We start from the raw sequence: 17440 nt of genomic DNA, 5'->3' as shown, positions 1-17440 counted from the left end.
AGGTTAGGGGGCCGGTGGGGATCACAGCGGGATGTTCCCGTGCTTCTTGGCGGGCAGGGCGGCCCGCTTGTCCCGGAGGGCGCGCAGGCCCTTGATGATCTGCACCCGGGTCTCGGACGGTGCGATGACGGCGTCCACGTAGCCGAGCTGGGCGGCCTGGTAGGGGTTGAGCAGCTCTTCCTCGTACTGGCGGATCACCTCGGCGCGCTTGGCCTCGACGTCGCCGCCGTTCTCTGCCACCGCGGCGAGTTCACGGCGGTACAGGATGTTCACTGCGCCCTGGGCGCCCATGACGCCGATCTGGGCGGTGGGCCAGGCGAGGTTGAGGTCCGCGCCAAGCTTCTTGGAGCCCATCACAATGTAGGCCCCGCCGTAGGCCTTGCGGGTGATCACGGTCAGCTTGGGCACGGTGGCCTCGGCGTAGGCGTACAGCAGTTTCGCGCCGCGGCGGATGATGCCCTGGAACTCCTGGTCCTTGCCGGGCAGGAAGCCCGGGACATCAACGAGCGTGATGATGGGGATGTTGAAGGCATCGCAGTGCCGGACGAAACGGGCGGCCTTCTCCGATGCCGCAATGTCCAGGGTGCCGGCGAACTGCATGGGCTGGTTGGCCACGATGCCCACTGTGTGGCCCTCCACCCGGCCGTAGCCGATGATGACGTTCGGGGCGTAGAGGGACTGCATCTCCAGGAAGTGAGCGTCGTCGACGATCTGCTCGATGACCTTGCGCATGTCGTACGGCTGGTTGGCCGAGTCCGGGATCAGCGCGTCCAGGGCGAGGTCGTCGTCGTCGACCTCCAGCTCCTGGGAGTGCTCCAGCGCCGGAGCTTCGGCGAGGTTGTTGGAGGGCAGGAAGTCCAGCAGTTCGCGGACGAACTCGACCGCGTCGGCTTCGTCGGAGGCCAGGTACGTCGAGGTGCCGGTGTTGGCGTTGTGCTGGCGGGCACCGCCGAGGGTTTCCATGTCCACGTCTTCGCCGGTGACGGTCTTGATGACGTCCGGGCCGGTGATGAACATGTGGGAGGTCTTGTCCACCATGACCACGTAGTCGGTCAGGGCGGGGGAGTACGCCGCGCCGCCGGCGGAGGGGCCCATGATGAGGGAGATCTGCGGGACGACTCCGGAGGCGTGGACGTTGTTGCGGAAGATGTCCGCGAACATGGCCAGGGAGGCGACGCCCTCCTGGATGCGGGCACCGCCGCCGTCGAGGATCCCGACCACCGGGCAGCCGTTGCGCAGTGCGAACTCCTGGACCTTGACGATCTTTTCGCCGTTGACCTGGCTCAGCGAGCCGCCGTAGACGGAGAAGTCCTGGCTGTAGACCGCGACCGGGCGGCCGTCCACCGTGCCGTAGCCGGAGACGAGCCCGTCGCCCAGCGGCTTCTTCTTCTCCATGCCAAACGCGGTGGAGCGGTGCACGGCCAGCGCGTCAAATTCGACGAAGGAGCCGGCGTCCAGCAGCAGGTCGATGCGCTCGCGGGCGGTGTTCTTGCCGCGCGCGTGCTGCTTGGCGATCGCTTCCGGACCGGAGGGCTGCTCGGCACGGGCCTGGCGGTCGCGGAAATCTGCAATCTTTCCCGCAGTCGTGGTCAGATCGTGGCTCATCAAATGTCTCCGGCTCTGTCGCTATGTTGTACGGCGCCCGTCTGCGGTGTCCTTTGGCTGGAATCCACAAAAGCAGGGCTCTGCTGGCAAGTCTAGTGACGGTATTGGCAGGTGCCGCTGTAGGGAACCTACAATTTTCCCGCCGCGAAGCTCCCGCACCGCTTTGTTACCCGTCGGTAACATCAGTCCGCTAGAGTGTGGGCATGACTTCAAGCAATGATGCTTCGGGCACCGCCGCAGGGCCGTACCAGGCCGCCGGTTCCCTTCAGGGCCGCACTGTCCTCATCTCCGGGGGCAGCCGCGGCATCGGCCTGGCGATCGCGCTCCGCGCAGCCCGGGACGGCGCCAACATCGTCCTGATGGCCAAGACCGGCCAGCCGCACGCCAGGCTGGAAGGCACTGTCTATACCGCCGCCGAACAGATCGAGGCCGCCGGCGGCCAGGCGTTGCCGCTGGTCGGCGACGTCCGCAACGACGCCGACGTCGCCGGCGCTGTCGGCGCCGCTGTGGACCGCTTTGGCGGGATCGACGTCGTCATTAACAATGCTTCGGCGATCGATCTCTCCGCGACCGACGACGTGGACATGAAGCGCTACGACCTCATGCAGGACATCAACGTCCGTGGCACCTTCCTGCTCTCGAAGATGGCGCTGCCGGCCCTGCGGGCATCCGAGGCCGGGCACATCCTCACGCTCTCCCCGCCCCTGAACCTGGACCCCAAGTGGGCCGGCCTGCACCTGGCCTACACCATGGCGAAATACGGCATGAGCCTGACCACGCTGGGGCTGGCCGAGGAGCTCAAGGCCGACGGCGTCACCGTGAACTCGCTCTGGCCCTGTACGTTGATCGACACCGCGGCGATCCGCAACATGCCCGGCGGCGACAGAATCGTCAAGGGCGCCCGCAGCCCCGAAATCATGGCCGACGCCGCCCACGCCGTGCTGACCGGCGCCAATGCGGTTCCGGCTCACGGCAGCCGGAGCGGAAACTTCTACACGGATGAAGAAGTTCTGGCGGCGGCAGGGGTGACGGACTTCAGCCCGTACAGCCTCGGCGCGCCGGAGGATCAGCTGGTGCCGGACATCTTCCTCTGAACTTGCTGAGTGTTTTCGGCCGCCTGCCCTGCGGAAATTCCCCTGCTTTGAGGATCTGACGCCGAAAATCCCCGGCGTGTCCGGCCGACCCGCCGGACATGCCGGCCAAAGGTGGGGAGTTTCAGCAGAGGTTTTGAGTCAACGGGGGCGGGAGCCTCGGTGCGCTTTCCTCGGTAGGATTCAAGCATGGAAGCCGTGCAGGAAACCCCGGACCGTCCGCCCCTCGACCTGAGTGCCCTCAGCGATGAGGCGTTCCTGTCCGCCAACGGAATTCCGCGGCTGACGGTGGTTGAGTCCACCGGCTCCACCAATGCCGATCTCCTCCGCGGCGTGACCGAGGATCCCACCGCCTGGCCGGACCTGTCGGTGCTGACCGCCGAGTACCAAAGCGCCGCGCGCGGCCGGCTCGACCGCCGCTGGGAGGCGCCGGCCCGCAGCTCCGTCTCCGTCTCGCTGGTGCTGCGGCCCGTCAACGCTGCCGGCCGGCCGCTGCCGACCCACAGCTACTCCTGGCTCTCCCTCCTGGCCGCCCTTGCCCTGCGTGAGGCCCTGACGGAAACGGCTGGCCTTCCGGCGGAACTCAAATGGCCCAACGACGTCCTGGTGCGGGGCCGGAAGATCGCAGGCATCCTGGCCCAGCTCGGTCCGCTCGGCGGCGCCGGCACGCCCCCGGTCATCCTGGGAACGGGCCTGAACGTCACGCTGACCGAGCCCGAGCTCCCGGTCCCCACCGCCACGTCCGTGTTGCTGGAGAATCCGGACACGGTGGACCGGACGGAGCTCCTGAAGAGCTACCTGTCCCGCTTCGCCACCCTCTACCGGAGTTTCTGCAACGCCGACGGCGACCCCTCCGCCGGCATGGCCGGCGGCCCGTCGCTGCATAAGAGGGTGGAACACCTGCTGTCGACCCTCGGCAAGCAGGTCCGTGCCCAGCTCCCGGGCGATCACGAGATTATTGGCCACGCCACGCGCCTGGACGAATACGGTTCGCTCCTGGTGGTCGACGCCGCGGGCCATGAGCATGTGGTAACGGCCGGCGACGTCGTGCACCTGAGGCCGTGGAACCCGGCCGGAACCGGCGGGCAGGGCGACGGCCGCGGCGGCGCGGAAAGCGGTTATGCGTAAAGTGCTCCTGCCGGGAGAGCAAGTGATTGTGGTGACCCGGCCTCAGCCCAGGATGCTCATTGTCCCGGGGCTGATGTTCATTGTCGTTCCGGCGTTGGCGGCCTACGCCTGCGCCTGGGTTGTCAAGGGCGGGCCGGCGCGGCTCATTCCGCTCATCCCCAAGGACTGGACGCCCTGGCTGGTTGCCGTGTGCCTGGGGTTGGCGGCGTGGGTGCTGGTGGGCTACTGCCTCTCGCGGGTCATTGCGTGGCACGCCACCCGCTACATCCTGACCAGCCAGCGCTTAGTTACCCGGTACGGCATGTTACGGCGGCGCGATGAACAGGTTGCCCTCGCCGCCGTCCGCCATGTGGCCATTGAGCAATCGTTGTTGCAGCGGCTATTGCGCTCCGGGAATATATCCTTGGAGACCGGGTACCCCGTTGGAATGGTGGTCCCAGATGTCCCGGAGGTCGCGACATTCCGCAACTTCATGCTGGACGCTATCGGCGATCTCCCCAAGGACGAGGTGTTCGGGGCCGATGGCATGACCTACAACCCGGGCGAGGCCTGGCCATGGGAGACGAGAGAAGGTGGAAGAGATGAACGCTGAGAACGTCCACCAGGACATCGACCTCGCTGCCCCTGATTTGCCCCGGGAGTCCGAAGACGTCGCCGGTCCGGCTGCGCCCGGCAGCGGCGCCGAGACCGCCTTCGACACTGAAGCCGGCGCGCTCATCGGTCCCGAAGCCGAATTCGAACCCGCCGAATCCGAATCTGAACCCGCCGAACCCGAATTCGAGCGCGCCCCGGAACCTGCCACTCCGCCTACTGGAACGATGTCCGCCGAACGGCTTGCCGCCAAGGCCCTCGAAGCCCGCCTGCTGGGCGGCGAACGCAAGCTCCGGCGCCGTGAAGTCGCCGCCGGCGCCGGACTCTCGCTGCTCTCTGCCCGGAAACTCTGGCGCGCCCTCGGCTTTCCCAACCTCGGGGATGAGGATGTGGCCTTCACCGAGCGCGACCAGTCCGCCCTGTCCACCATCGTGGACCTCGTGCGTGACGGCAAGCTCACGGAGGAAGCCGCCATCTCCATCACCCGGGCCATCGGTCAGATGACCGACCGGATGGTCGTGTGGCAGATCGAGGCCCTGGTGGAGGACATGGTCCAGGAACAGGGCGTGCCGGACGCCGTCGCGCGCAAGCGGCTGGTCAGCGAGCTGCCGAACCTTATTGACGCCCTCGAGGAAATGCTCGTCTATTCTTGGCGCCGGCAGCTCAACGCCGGTGTGCAGCGCCTGGCCGTCCGGGCCGAGGCCGGACTGCAGTCCAGCGAAGAGGGCCGCGAAGGCGACGAGGACGATTCGCCGCTGCCGCTGGCCCGGGCCGTTGGCTTCGCCGACCTGGTGTCCTACACCAGCCTGTCCCGCCGGATGAACGAGAAAACCCTCGCCCAGCTGGTGCAGCGCTTCGAGAACAAATGTGCCGAAATCATCTCCGTCGGCGGCGGCCGGCTGGTCAAGACCGTCGGCGACGAAGTCCTCTACATTGCCGAGACCCCCGCGGCCGGCGCCGAGATCTCCCTGGCACTGTGCCGTGCCTTCACCGAGGACGAGATCCTGCCCCAGGCCCGCGTGGCCATGGTCTGGGGCCGCATCCTCTCCCGCCTCGGCGACATCTACGGACCCACCGTCAACCTCGCCGCCCGCCTGACGGCCCTCGCGGACCCCGGAACGGTACTGGTGGATTCGATGACCGCGGCCGCGCTGGAGCAGGACGAACGCTTCGTCCTCGTGCCCCGCCCGGCCGAGGACGTCCGCGGGTTCGGTGAAATCCACCCGGTGCAGCTGCAGCCCGGCAGCGGCCGGGGCCTGATCCTGGACTGATCGCCGGATCAGCCCGGCGGTAGCCCGTGGCGGGCTTCTCAGTTGTGCGGCGCATATGCAATAGTCGGACCGGCAGTTGCGATCCGGCCGGGTTTGTGACCGCCGTCAACCCTCGCGCACCACCGCAGCCGCGCACCACTTCATTGAGGACCGCCATGAACCCAACGCCAGACGCCCCCTTCCCGCCGTCGGACGGGAAACGGGGACCGCGCCTGCGCTGCGGGTACGGCACGGACCGGGGACTGCGCCGGGAGGCGAACGAGGATTCCTTCATTGCCGCAGACCCCGTCTTCGCCGTGGCGGACGGCATGGGAGGGCATGAGGCGGGCGAAGTTGCCAGCGGCATCTGCGTGCGCACCCTGGCCGAGCTGCCACAGTTCAAGACCGGCAGCCGGGACGCGACGGCGGACATCCTCCAGGAGTACCTGCTCATGGCTGACGCCGGCATCCGTCACGCCACCGGATCCCGCGCCGGAACCACCTTGTCCGGCGTCGTGGTGGTGGAACAGCTGGACGTTCCGTACTGGCTTGTCCTCAACATCGGTGATTCACGCACCTACCGGTACAGCCACGGCCAGCTCGCCCAGATCAGTGTGGACCATTCCGAGGTGCAGGAACTCCTTGACACCGGGCAGATCACCGAAGCCGAGGCCGCCGTGTATCCGCGCAGGCATGTCGTGACGCGAGCCCTGGGAACCGGACACGACTCCGAGGCCGACTACTGGCTGCTGCCCCTCGAAGACGGCGACAGGATCCTGGTCTGCTCCGACGGGCTCAACGGGGAACTGGGCGATGAGCAGATTGCCGGCATCCTTGCGGCCGAAGCGGACCCCCAGGCGGCGGTAGACGAACTGATCCAGGCGGCACTGCGCAGCGGCGGCCGGGACAACATCACGGCGATCGTGGTCGACGCCCGGACTGCAAACGAGGATGCGCCCGTCTGACCTCGGCCCCTTGACCGGCCCCACGACCGGACCCCTGACCGGACCATGGGCCGGCCCGGGGCCCTACCCCTGGACCGGACAATGTCGTGGATCTAGGGCAGGATAGGTGTGTGAGCACAGGGAAGACCGCAGCAGAGACCGCAGCAGGGATTGAAAAAGCAGCCGAAGCAGCCCCCGGGCACGCCACGGATCCTCAAGGTCCCGACGGGGGGCAGGTCCCGTCCGGGGACATCCGCGCGGAGTATGAGGACCTTGTGGAACAGGTCCGCAAACACCGTTTTGCGTACTACCAGGAGGACGCTCCGATCATCTCCGACGCCGAGTTCGACGAGCTTTACCGGCGGCTGGAAACGATCGAGGCCATGAATCCGGAACTGGTGGCCAACGATTCGCCCACGCAGGAAGTCGGCGGCGAGGTGTCAGCGGCGTTTACCGCCGTCCAACACCTGCAGCGCATGTACAGCCTGGAGGATGTCTTCTCGCTCGAGGAGCTTGAGGCCTGGATGGTGAAGGCCGAGGCGGGCGTCGCCAAGCTCGGCAACGGCAGCAATGGCGGCAACCAGCCGTCGTGGCTCACCGAACTGAAGATCGACGGCCTGGCCGTCAACCTGCTCTACCGCGACGGGGCGCTGGTCCGGGCCGCCACCCGCGGCGACGGCACCACCGGCGAGGACATCACGCACAACGTCCTGACCATCAAGGAAATCCCGCAGCAACTCAGCGGCAGCGGCTTCCCGGCGGAGATGGAAGTCCGCGGCGAAGTGTTCATCCCGTCCCAGGCCTTCGCGGAATTCAACGAAGCCCTGATCGAGGCCGGCAAAGCGCCGCTGGCCAACCCGCGCAACGCCGCAGCAGGCTCGCTGCGGCAAAAGGACCCCGCCGAAACCGCCAAGCGTCCGCTGCGGATGTACGTCCACGGCATCGGCGCCCGCGAGGGGCTCGACATTGCCAGCCAGTCGGAGACTTACCGCAAGCTCGCCGAGTGGGGACTGCCCACGAGCCCCTACTTCGAGGTCCTCGCCGGGCTGGCGGACGTGATGGACTTCATCAAGCGCTACGGCGACAAGCGGCACAGCCTCACCCACGAGATTGACGGCATTGTCATCAAGGTGGACGACTTCGCCACACAGCGGGCGCTGGGTTACACCACCCGGGTGCCGCGCTGGGCCGTGGCCTACAAGTACCCGCCCGAAGAGGTCCACACCAAGCTGCTCGACATCGCCGTCAACGTCGGCCGCACCGGCCGGGTCACCCCGTACGGCGTGATGGAACCGGTCAAGGTTGCCGGCTCCACCGTGGAAATGGCCACCCTGCACAACCAGGAAGTGGTCAAGGCCAAGGGCGTGAAGATCGGCGACATCGTGGTGTTGCGGAAGGCCGGAGACGTCATTCCGGAAATTGTGGGCCCGGTCCTGGCGCTGCGGGACGCCCAGGACCCGCCCGTCCGCGATTTCATCATGCCCACCGAATGCCCCGCCTGCGGCACGCCCTTGGCCCCCGGAAAGGAAGGGGACGTGGACATCCGCTGCCCCAACTCCCGGTCCTGCCCGGCGCAGTTGCGCGAGCGCGTCTTCCACCTCGCCGGCCGCGGTGCCTTCGACATCGAGGCCCTCGGCTGGGAAGCCGCCATCGCCCTGACCCAGCCCGCCGAGCCCGCAACGCCGCCGCTCACCACCGAGGCGACCCTGTTCAACCTCACTCCGGAGCAGCTCGCGGACGTCCGCGTCCGCCGGGAGAAGCGCTCCAAGGGCGTGGGCACGGGGGAAATCGAGCTGGTGCCCTACTTCTACACCAAGGCCACCACCAAGACCCCGTCCAAGCCCACGGCCACCACGGACAAGCTCTTCCGGGAATTGGAGAAAGCGAAGTCCCAGCCGCTGTGGCGGGTCCTCGTGGCCCTGTCCATCAGGCACGTCGGCCCGCGGGCCTCGCGCGCCCTTGCTACCGCGTTCGGCAGCATGGACGCCATCCGGCGGGCCTCCGAGGAGGAGCTCGCCAGCGTCGACGGCGTGGGTCCGGTCATCGCCCAGGCGCTGACCGAATGGTTTGCCGAGGACTGGCACCGCGACATCGTGGACCGCTGGGCGGACGCCGGCGTCCGGATGGCGGACGAACGCGACGAGTCCACGCCCAGGACCCTGGAAGGGCTGACCATCGTGGTGACCGGAAGCCTCGAGGGCTTCAGCCGCGATGAAGCCAAGGAAGCCATCCTGATCCGCGGCGGCAAAGCGGCCGGCTCGGTCTCGAAGAACACCAGCTACGTGGTGGCGGGCGATAACGCCGGCACCAAACTGGACAAGGCCGAACAGCTCGGAGTCCCGGTGCTGGATGAGGACGGCTTCCGGGCGCTGCTGGCGGACGGGCCGGCCCGCACCGCCGCGGACAGCGTTACGGACGGCGTCCCGGAAGGCGTCCAGGATACTGGCGACGACGGCGAGTTCCTCGGCGTCGAGGCTGCGGCGGCCGAATGAGCACGCGCCCCGCCGGTCCTCCCGAGTCCGCGCCCGGCATTCCTGCCTTGCTGGAGCTGGCCAAGTCGGCCGCGGCGGCGGGGGCCGCCGTCCTGGCCACCCGGAAAACCGCCGCCCTGGACGTCAGCAACAAGGGCGACTCAGGGGACTGGGTGACGGCCTTCGACCTCGCCGCCGAGGCCGCCGTCCGGGACGTCATCACCGCCGCCCGGCCGCGGGACATCATCACGGGGGAGGAGGGCGGCACCGTCCTGCCGGCGGCGCCCAGCGGCTACCGCTGGTCCATCGACCCGCTCGATGGCACCACCAATTTCATCCGCAACATCGTCTACTACGCCACCTCCGTGGCAGTGGCGGACGCCGACGGCGTCTGGCTGGCCGGCGTCGTCAGCGCACCGGCGCTGGGACGCACCTACTACGCGTCCCGCGGCGAGGGGGCCTGGCTCCAGGAGCAGGGCCGGCTGACCGCCCTCTTCGGGCCGGTCCCCGGCCGGACCGGCCAGATCCTGGCCACCGGCTTCAGCTACGATCCCGACGTCCGGGCGGAACAGGCCACCGGCCTCGGCAGCCTGATGGACGGCTTCGCCGACATGCGCCGGCTCGGCTCGGCGGCGCTGGACCTCTGCCTCGTGGCGGACGGCACCCACGACGCCTACGGTGAGCGTGGGCTCAACGAACACGACTTCGCGGCCGGGGCCCTGATCGCCGAGGAAGCAGGCTGCTGGGTGCGCAGGCCGCGGCTCACCAGCCCCCTGGCCGGCGGCCCCTCCGACGACGAGCGCCTCGCCGCGTGGACGTGCGCCGGACCGCTGGAACTCTCCGGCAAGTTCCCGCTCTAACGTCGTCTCGCCGGGCCGGCCCCGGCCCGAATGATGGGCCTCTGAGTGATAGTTCAGTCACGGAAACGGCTTTTCCGGGCACGGCCCGGTCCGGGCGCCCGTACCATTGACAGGTGCCTTCGCAGATCCTCATTCGCCCCGCCGTTCCGGCCGATTACGACGCCATAGCGCGCATCACCCGGGACGCCTACCTGGCGGCGGGCTATTTTGAGAGCGCCGACCACCCGTACATGCAGCAGATCCAGAAGGTCGGGCAGCGCGCGTCCGCCGCGACGGTTTGGGTCGCGGAGCGCGAGGGCCGGATCCTGGGCTCCGTGACGCTGGCGGTGGCCGGTGAGCCCTACGCGGACATCGCCCAAAGCGACGAGCTCGAGTTCCGGATGCTCGTGGTGGACCCGTCCGTCCAGCGCAGCGGCGCCGGCAAGGCCATGGTCCAGGCCATCATCGACCACGCCAAGGCCCTGCCCGGAATCCACGCCGTGGCCCTCACCACGGGCGAGAGCTGGGAAAGTGCCCACGGCCTCTACCGGAAGACCGGCTTCCTGCGGGCGCCGGAGCGCGACTGGCTGGTGCCGGGCACAAACATCAAACTGCTCGTTTACCGCCAGGAGCTCTAGCCAGGGCAGAGGCCCTGCGCAGGGCCGCCGACACAAAGCAACCCGGTTTGGCAGCTCTTGGCCCTGGCGACCTAAAGTTGTGCCGATCCCCTGCGGCAACTGCGAAAGGCCCACCATGCGCAAGACCTTCGGTACCGGCTCCACCTGGGAACAGGCCCTCGGCTATTCCCGGGCTGTCCAGGTGGACAACACCCTTTACATCTCCGCGACCGCCGCCAGCGGCGAGGACGGAATTGTGGGCGACGACTTCTATGCCCAGACCAGCTACATCCTGCAGAAGCTCGGCGCAGTGCTGGCCGAGGCCGGCTTCGGCTTCGAGGACGTGGTGCAGTCCAAGCTGTACCTGACGGACATCAGCAAGTGGGAAGAGGCCGGCCGCGCCCACGGCGAGGTCTTCGGCGACATCCGTCCCACGCTGTCCCTCGTGCATGTGCTGCCGTTCCTGGATCCCAAGATGCTCGTCGAGATCGAACTCGTCGCCCAGAAGAGCGCCAGCTAGAAACCAACGCGGGGACTTACCGCCCGTTCCGGCGCTCCCCTTGGGCCGTGGCTGACCCCGCGTTGCTGGAACCGGGACTCTGGCGGAACGTCCGGACTTGGAGTATGAAGGGCGCATGACCAAGGCGCACGGGCAGGGGCCTACCAGGATTCCCCTCATCGGCCAGTTCCGCTCCTATGACCGCTCGTGGCTGCGGGGCGATCTGATCGCCGGCGTCACCGTCGCGGCCCTGATCGTTCCTAAGAACCTGGGCTATGCAGGCATCGCGGGGATTCCGCTGCAGAACGGGCTGTATGCCGCGGCCGCCGGCGCCATCGTGTACGCGATCTTCGGCACGTGCCGGCAGATCTCGATGGGGCCCAGCTCGGGTCTGGCGGCGGTGGCCGCGAGTGCCGTGCTCGCGGCAGGCATCACCGGCGAGCAAGATATCGCCTCGTTCGTTGCGGGAATCACCCTCGCCGCCGGGATCCTGTTCCTGCTTCTTGCCGTCTTCAAGATGGGCTGGATTGCGCAGTTCCTCTCGAAGGCCGTGGTCACCGGCTTCCTTTTCGGCGCGGCGATCGACGTCGTCATCGGGGAGCTCCCCAAGCTCACCGGGACCGAGGTCACCGGCTCCAACCCGATTCAGGAACTGTGGTCCTGGCTGGGGACCCTGGGCGAGGCGCAGCCGACCACCGTACTGGTGGGAGCCATCGCGCTGGCTGTCGTCTTCGGGCTGAAAGCTGTCGCGCCTTCGGTCCCAGGTGCCCTGGTCCTGGTGGTGGGCGGATTGCTGGCTGAGGCGCTGTTCGATCTCGGGGCCAAAGGGGTTGCACTGGTGGGGGACGTGCCCAGTGGGCTGCCCTCGCTCGAGGTCCCGGACGGCCAGCTGATGTGGGACCACGTGGGGACCGTGGCCCTCGCAGCGGTGGCGGTGGTCCTGATCGGCTTCTCCCAGACCGCCGGGGATGCGAGGGCGTTCGCTGCCAAGCACCGCTACCAGATCGACATCAACCAGGAATCGATTGCCCAGTCGCTGGCCAACATTGCCGCTGGACTCTTCAAGGGGATGCCCGTCTCGACGAGTCTGTCAGCGAGCTCGCTGAACGACCACTCCGGGGCGAAGACCGGCCTTGCCTCCCTCACTTCTGGGGTCACAGTTCTGCTGACGCTGCTCTTCCTGGCGCCGCTGTTCTCGAACCTGCCTAAGCCCGTGCTGGCGGCGCTGATCATCGAGGCCGTCGTCATGGGCATGATGAACTTTCCGGAGATGCGGCGGCTTGCCCGGGTGCAGAGGTTCGACTTCTGGATTGCGGTCGCAGCGATCATCGGCACCCTCATCTTCGGCGTGCTCGCGGGCGTCGTGATCGGGATCGGCCTCTCGATCTTCTGGCTCGTCCGGGTGGCCACTCACCCGGAGATGCCGTCGCTAGGCCGCGAACCGGGCACCCAGGTCTTTCGTGAAGCCGATGGGCACCCCAGCGACGAAATCGTTCCCGGCGTTGCCGTGATCCGGTTCGACGGCGGCCTGTTCTTCGCCACCGCCGACGCGCTGGAGGACCGGCTGCGCGAGGTCATTCATTCAACACCGGGGCTCACTGGCATTGTGCTCGACTGCGGCGGGATCAATTTCGTCGACTCCCAGGGGGCAGCAAAGATGGCGGACATCGCGACCCTCGCCCGCGAGTCGGACGTCAACCTGCGTCTGACCCGGCTCAAACCCGCGGTTCGGGCGGTCCTGGAGCGCGACGGCGTGATCGAGCGCATCGGGGCGGACATGATCCACGGCAACGTCTACCGGGCCGTGCAGGCGGAGCAGGCCGCAGCCCGGAAAGAGCGTGACGGGACCAGCTAGAAGCGTTGCCCGTGTCCCGGTTCTGCCCAGCCGGGGCTAGTGGCCGGCCGTGGCCGGGATCCCGTAGCGGTGCTCGGGCCGCCCGGTGGTGCCGTAGCGCAGCTGGATGTCGACGGCCCCGTCGTCCGCCAGCGCGGACAGATACCGTTGGGCGGTGGCCCGGGACACGCCTACACGGGCAGCGACGTCGGCGGCCGAATACTGCTCACCGGGAACCAGGGATTCCAGCACCGCGGCCTCGGTGGCCGAACGGGGACGCGCCGAGGCGACCACGTCGCCCGGGATCAGGGCGCGTTTGGCGCGCTCCACCGTCTCCTGGCTGACGGACCCCGGCTGCGCCAGGATCCGGCGGTAGCGTGCATAGGAGCGCAGCTGCTGCGAGAGGGATTCGGACGTAAACGGCTTGAGCAGGTAGCCCAGTGCCCCGCGACGGAACGCCAGGCGCAGCGAGGCCGTGTCCGAGGCCGCGCTGAGGACCACGGTGTCCACGTCCAGCTGGTGCAGCAGGTCCAGGCCCGAGGCGTCCGGGAGGTAGACGTCCAGCAGTACCAGGTCCGGGCGCAGGCTGTGGATGGCCTGCAGGGCCTGCGACGCCGAGCCGGCCGGCGGCAGCGCCAGGAACCCGGCCACCGAATCCACGTAAGCGGCATGCAGCTTGGCGACGTGGAAATCATCGTCGACAATCAGCACCCTGAAATCTTCAGACATCGTTTTCCTCTCCGCTTGATTCAGTGGTTCCAGCATCAGTGGTTCCCGGCATTGTTGGCCCGGATTCGGTGGTTCCCGGCAGGGTGGCGACGAACACGGCGCCCGGGCCGCCGGGGGAGCCGGCTTCGAGCAACCGCACGTCTCCGCCGCGGCGGCGCGCGAGCTGCCGGGACAGCGCCAGCCCCAGGCCCTGCCCGGCACCCGCCCGCGCCGGCCGATCCGAGGTCGTATAGCCTTCCGTGAAGACCCCTTCGGCCTCCGCGGCTGTCAGTCCGGTGCCCAGGCCGTCACCGGAATCCGCCACCACAATGTGAAGTGTGCCGGCGCCTCCGTTGATGCCCGGTTCGTCCAGGACTTCCACTTCCACCCAGCGCTCGGCCGCCGAACCGGCGACGGCGGCGTTCACGGCGTTGTCGATCAGGTTCCCCAGCACGGTGGTGACGTCCTGCGGTTCGGTGACGTGGCCGCGGACCACGGATTCCGGGCCGAGGCGCAGGCTCACGCCACGCTCGTCCGCCTCGACGCCCTTGGCGCCCAGGAAGGCCTGCAGGTAGGGATCCTGAAGCAGCTCAGCCTGGTCCACCGGGAACGCCAGCGGCCCGGTGCCCGCCAGCTTGGCCAGATAGTCCTGCGCCTGCTGGGGCTGGCCGATGCTCATGAAGCCTGCGATCGTGTGCAGCTGGTTGGCAAATTCGTGGCGCTGCGCCCGCAGGGCAGCGGACATGGTGCCGACGGCGTCGAGCTGGCGGGTCAGCTGCTGCAGCTCGGTGCGGTCCCGGAGCATCACCACCCAGCCCAGGTCCTCGCGGCGATGCAGGGCCTTGCGGGCGCTCGCCACCAGGACCCGGCCGCCGGCCACGAGCTCCACCGCCTCGCCCTCCGCCGCGTCGGCCCGGGTCAGGGCCTTCAGCTGCGCCGGCACCGGCGCGGCAGCCCAGGCGGTGCCCGCGAGGTCGGGGACGCCGAGGAGCCGCTGGGCAGCGGCGTTGAAAACGCTGACCCTGCCGTCGGCCGCAACGCCGATCACGCCGTCGTCGACGCCCTGCAACACGGCCACCTGGTCGTGCACCAGGGTGCTGATCTCCTCGGGCTCCAGTCCGAGCGTCAGCCGCTGGAGCCGCCGCCGCAGCAGGAAGGAGGCCAGCACGCCGGCCAGCAGCGCGCCGGCGGCCGTGGCGGCGATGGGGATGATGTCCCGGGCCAGGCTTTGGCTGATTGTTTCGGTGGAGTACCCCACGCTCACCTCACCCACCACCGCTCCGGAATCCGGGGCGTACACCGGGACCTTGGCGCCGGCGGACGGTCCCAGCGTGCCCGTGTTGCGGGTGGTGACCTCCCGGCCGGCAAGGGCCTCCGAGGGGTCGGTGCTGACCTTTTCACCCAGCCGTTCCGCGTCCGGGTGCGCCAGCCGGATACCGGTCTCGTCCGTGATGACCACGAACAGCGCCCCGGTGCGGGTGCGGGCACCCTCCGCGGCAGCCATCAACGGACCGGACAACAGCTCGGCCGCGGGGGGAGCGGCGGGAAGGGCGCTGATGGACCGGACCTGCGACCGCACGGACGGGTCCGAGGCCACCGTCCGGGCCAGGGTCAGCGCCTGGTTCTCCGCCTCCCGGCCCAGCCGGTCGTAGGTCAGCCAGGCATGGACGGCGCTGCTCAACAACACCACCAGCGCCACGACGCCGAGCTGCAATAACAGTGTCTGGGTCGAAAAGCGCAGGGCCGGCAGAGCTGTGCGGCGCTTCATCGGGCTCCTGCCTGGGGTTGGAACGGACGTGAGCAAAATGCGCAAAATGCATCCAATAAGCAGTATGCCAATCAATTGAGCCAAAGGCCCAGTCGTGACGGGCGCCACTCTAACGTCTGTAGTGCGCATCACACCGGAGTGGTGTCATTCAACGAAGAAGGAGCCGGCCGTGCTGGTATTACTAGGATTCGCCATGATCGCGGTATTCATGGTGCTGATCATGACGAAGAAGTTGACGCCCGTGCTGGCGCTCATCATCGTCCCCACAGTCTTCGGGCTTTTCGCCGGCGCGGGCCTCGGCATCGGCCCGATGGTGCTGGACTCGATGAAGTCCATGACCTCCACGGCGGCGCTGCTGATGTTCGCGATCATCTACTTCGGTTTGATGATCGACGTCGGGCTCTTTGACCCGCTGGTCCGGTTCATTCTGCGCAAGCTCGGCAACGACCCCGCCAAGGTGGTCCTCGGCACGGCCATCCTCGCAGCAGCTGTTTCGCTCGACGGCGACGGCTCCACCACCTTCATCCTGACCACCGCGGCCATGCTGCCGGTCTACCTGCGGCTCAAGATGAGCCCCGTGGTCCTGACCTGCGTGGCCGGCCTTGCCAACGGCACCATGAACATCCTGCCCTGGGGCGGTCCCACCGCCCGCGCCGCAACCGCGCTGAAGCTCGACGTCAACGACGTCTTCGTGCCCATGATCCCGTCCCTCATCGCAGGACTCATTGTGGTGCTGGTCTTCTCCTGGCTGCTCGGCCTGCAGGAACGCAACCGCCTCCGCAGCACCGCCCCCGAGATCTGGGGCGTCCCGGATTCAGCTGAATCGTTCGACGGCGGCAGCCGCACCGGCCGCTTTGGCTTCGGCCGCAAGGGCGCTGGCCCCAAGGTTTCCGGCCCCGCCGGCGGCATTGCCGCCGTCGGAAGCCCCTCAACCGGCGGTTCCTCCGTTGCAGTGCTTGAGCGCACCGAGGACCTGGTTGACGACCGCGACTCCGCCATGGCCGACACCGCCCTGGACCCCAACCGCAAGACCCTGCGTCCCAAGCTGTTCTGGTTCAACCTCGGCTTGACGGCCGCGGTCATGGTGACGCTCGTCGCCAACGTCATTCCGCTCCCGTTCGTCTTCATGGTGGGCTCCGCCATTGCACTGCTGGTCAACTTCCCCAAGGTCAAGGACCAGAGCGCCCAGCTGATCGCCCACGCACCCTCGATCGTCGCCGTCGTCAGCATGGTCATGGCCGCCGCGGTCCTGACCGGCGTCCTCAACGGCACCGGCATGGTCAAGGCAATGTCGGAATGGCTGGTCCAGATCATCCCGTCCGACATGGGCCCGCTGATGGCCATCATCACCGGCGTCCTGAGCATCCCGATGACGTTCTTCATGAGCAACGACGCCTTCTACTTCGGCGTCCTGCCGGTCCTTAGCGAGACGGCGGCCCACTACGGCGTCAGCGCCGCCGAGATGGCCCGCGCTTCCATCACCGGCCAGCCCTTCCACCTGCAGAGCCCCCTGGTCCCGGCGATCCTGCTCCTGGTCTCCCTCGCCAAGGTGGACCTGGGCGACCACCACAAGAAGGTCCTCTGGCGCACGGCCGTGATCTCCCTGGTCATGCTCGGAGTAGGAGTCCTTACGGGAGCCATCGGCATCGGCTAACCAACCCCACGAGATGACAGTTCGCGGCAGTGTTTGTACAAAACACTGCCGCGAACTGTCGTCTCGGCGTCCGACGGTAACAGCAGTTCAACCCACGTAGACTGGGACGGAAAATAATCCTTTACTTGCAGGGGAGATCCATGGCTGCGATCAACCGCGACGACGTCGCGCATCTCGCGCAACTCGCGCACATCGAGATGAGTGCTGAAGAGCTGGACAGGATGGCCGGCGAACTCGCCGTCATCGTGGATTCAGTGAAGTCCGTCAGTGAAGCTGCCGGTGATGACGTCCCGGCCACGTCCCACCCGATTCCGCTGACCAATGTGTTCCGCGAGGACGTCGTGGGCCACACGTTTACGGCCGAGCAGTCCCTCTCCGGTGCCCCCGACGCGTACGAAGGCCGTTTCAAGGTCCCGGCAATCCTGGATGAGGACTAAGACC

The 17440-nt window shown here is 67.9% G+C and carries 15 protein-coding genes; 12 read left to right on the top strand and 3 right to left on the bottom strand.

Going from position 1 to position 17440, the window contains the following annotated elements; genetic code table 11:
* Positions 1-21: 21 nt before the first annotated feature.
* On the bottom strand, positions 22-1605 hold the full coding sequence (locus LQV16_RS10255; RefSeq protein ID WP_229993782.1) for an acyl-CoA carboxylase subunit beta: 1584 nt from the start codon (positions 1603-1605) through the stop codon (positions 22-24).
* Between the two features lie 203 nt (positions 1606-1808).
* Here LQV16_RS10255 and LQV16_RS10250 point away from each other — a divergent pair, with 203 nt between their 5' ends.
* The 10 genes from LQV16_RS10250 (at position 1809) to LQV16_RS10205 (ending at position 12890) form a co-directional block, all read left to right on the top strand.
* A complete protein-coding gene (locus LQV16_RS10250; RefSeq protein WP_229993781.1) occupies positions 1809-2699 on the top strand; it encodes an NAD(P)-dependent oxidoreductase in 891 nt (296 codons plus the stop codon).
* A gap of 186 nt (positions 2700-2885) precedes the next feature.
* On the top strand, positions 2886-3824 hold the full coding sequence (locus LQV16_RS10245) for a biotin--[acetyl-CoA-carboxylase] ligase (protein ID WP_229993780.1): 939 nt from the start codon (positions 2886-2888) through the stop codon (positions 3822-3824).
* Entirely contained in the window at positions 3817-4416 is a 600-nt protein-coding gene (locus LQV16_RS10240) for a PH domain-containing protein (protein ID WP_229993779.1), read from the top strand. The genes LQV16_RS10245 and LQV16_RS10240 overlap by 8 nt, the downstream gene beginning before the upstream one ends.
* Positions 4406-5686, top strand: coding sequence for an adenylate/guanylate cyclase domain-containing protein (locus LQV16_RS10235; RefSeq protein WP_229993778.1), 1281 nt, complete (start codon positions 4406-4408; stop codon positions 5684-5686). Before LQV16_RS10240 ends, LQV16_RS10235 begins: the two co-directional genes overlap by 11 nt.
* A 155-nt stretch (positions 5687-5841) precedes the next feature.
* Positions 5842-6630 carry a protein phosphatase 2C domain-containing protein gene (locus tag LQV16_RS10230; RefSeq protein WP_229993777.1) on the top strand — a complete coding sequence of 263 codons (789 nt, stop codon included), beginning with the start codon at positions 5842-5844 and terminating at the stop codon, positions 6628-6630.
* A 110-nt stretch (positions 6631-6740) separates the two neighbouring features.
* Complete coding sequence (ligA, locus tag LQV16_RS10225) at positions 6741-9101, top strand: NAD-dependent DNA ligase LigA (protein ID WP_229993776.1); 2361 nt, start codon at positions 6741-6743, stop codon at positions 9099-9101.
* Positions 9098-9940: an inositol monophosphatase family protein gene (locus LQV16_RS10220; RefSeq protein ID WP_229993775.1), complete on the top strand. Its 843-nt coding sequence runs from the start codon at positions 9098-9100 to the stop codon at positions 9938-9940. The genes ligA and LQV16_RS10220 overlap by 4 nt, the downstream gene beginning before the upstream one ends.
* Positions 9941-10053: 113 nt before the next feature.
* Positions 10054-10557: a GNAT family N-acetyltransferase gene (locus LQV16_RS10215; protein ID WP_229993774.1), complete on the top strand. Its 504-nt coding sequence runs from the start codon at positions 10054-10056 to the stop codon at positions 10555-10557.
* A gap of 115 nt (positions 10558-10672) precedes the next feature.
* Entirely contained in the window at positions 10673-11056 is a 384-nt protein-coding gene (locus tag LQV16_RS10210; protein WP_229993773.1) for a RidA family protein, read from the top strand.
* A 115-nt stretch (positions 11057-11171) separates the two neighbouring features.
* A complete protein-coding gene (locus LQV16_RS10205; protein WP_229993772.1) occupies positions 11172-12890 on the top strand; it encodes a SulP family inorganic anion transporter in 1719 nt (572 codons plus the stop codon).
* Between the two features lie 36 nt (positions 12891-12926).
* Here the strand turns inward: LQV16_RS10205 and LQV16_RS10200 are convergent, their stop codons facing one another.
* Together LQV16_RS10200 and LQV16_RS10195 are read right to left on the bottom strand one after the other, a co-directional pair.
* Positions 12927-13598 carry a response regulator gene (locus LQV16_RS10200; protein WP_229993771.1) on the bottom strand — a complete coding sequence of 224 codons (672 nt, stop codon included), beginning with the start codon at positions 13596-13598 and terminating at the stop codon, positions 12927-12929.
* Entirely contained in the window at positions 13591-15345 is a 1755-nt protein-coding gene (locus tag LQV16_RS10195; protein ID WP_229993770.1) for an ATP-binding protein, read from the bottom strand. Before LQV16_RS10195 ends, LQV16_RS10200 begins: the two co-directional genes overlap by 8 nt.
* A gap of 169 nt (positions 15346-15514) precedes the next feature.
* Here LQV16_RS10195 and LQV16_RS10190 point away from each other — a divergent pair, with 169 nt between their 5' ends.
* Together LQV16_RS10190 and gatC are read left to right on the top strand one after the other, a co-directional pair.
* Positions 15515-16999 carry a CitMHS family transporter gene (locus LQV16_RS10190; protein ID WP_229993769.1) on the top strand — a complete coding sequence of 495 codons (1485 nt, stop codon included), beginning with the start codon at positions 15515-15517 and terminating at the stop codon, positions 16997-16999.
* Positions 17000-17139: 140 nt separating this feature from the next.
* Positions 17140-17436, top strand: a complete 297-nt coding sequence (gene gatC, locus LQV16_RS10185; protein WP_026537696.1) for an Asp-tRNA(Asn)/Glu-tRNA(Gln) amidotransferase subunit GatC — start codon at positions 17140-17142, stop codon at positions 17434-17436.
* Positions 17437-17440: the final 4 nt, after the last annotated feature.

The sequence above is a fragment of the Arthrobacter sp. Bi26 genome (assembly GCF_918697925.1).
Classification (GTDB): domain Bacteria; phylum Actinomycetota; class Actinomycetes; order Actinomycetales; family Micrococcaceae; genus Arthrobacter.
This window is presented reverse-complemented; position numbering and strand designations above follow the sequence as displayed.

Excerpts from the sequence above, each read along its gene's own strand:
- LQV16_RS10255 (WP_229993782.1), bottom strand. The coding sequence starts at position 1,605 with ATGAGCCACGATCTGACCACGACTGCGGGAAAGATTGCAGATTTCCGC.
- LQV16_RS10250 (WP_229993781.1), top strand. The coding sequence starts at position 1,809 with ATGACTTCAAGCAATGATGCTTCGGGCACCGCCGCAGGGCCGTACCAG.
- LQV16_RS10245 (WP_229993780.1), top strand. The coding sequence starts at position 2,886 with ATGGAAGCCGTGCAGGAAACCCCGGACCGTCCGCCCCTCGACCTGAGT.
- LQV16_RS10240 (WP_229993779.1), top strand. The coding sequence starts at position 3,817 with ATGCGTAAAGTGCTCCTGCCGGGAGAGCAAGTGATTGTGGTGACCCGG.
- LQV16_RS10235 (WP_229993778.1), top strand. The coding sequence starts at position 4,406 with ATGAACGCTGAGAACGTCCACCAGGACATCGACCTCGCTGCCCCTGAT.
- LQV16_RS10230 (WP_229993777.1), top strand. The coding sequence starts at position 5,842 with ATGAACCCAACGCCAGACGCCCCCTTCCCGCCGTCGGACGGGAAACGG.
- LQV16_RS10220 (WP_229993775.1), top strand. The coding sequence starts at position 9,098 with ATGAGCACGCGCCCCGCCGGTCCTCCCGAGTCCGCGCCCGGCATTCCT.
- LQV16_RS10210 (WP_229993773.1), top strand. The coding sequence starts at position 10,673 with ATGCGCAAGACCTTCGGTACCGGCTCCACCTGGGAACAGGCCCTCGGC.
- LQV16_RS10205 (WP_229993772.1), top strand. The coding sequence starts at position 11,172 with ATGACCAAGGCGCACGGGCAGGGGCCTACCAGGATTCCCCTCATCGGC.
- LQV16_RS10200 (WP_229993771.1), bottom strand. The coding sequence starts at position 13,598 with ATGTCTGAAGATTTCAGGGTGCTGATTGTCGACGATGATTTCCACGTC.
- LQV16_RS10195 (WP_229993770.1), bottom strand. The coding sequence starts at position 15,345 with ATGAAGCGCCGCACAGCTCTGCCGGCCCTGCGCTTTTCGACCCAGACA.
- gatC (WP_026537696.1), top strand. The coding sequence starts at position 17,140 with ATGGCTGCGATCAACCGCGACGACGTCGCGCATCTCGCGCAACTCGCG.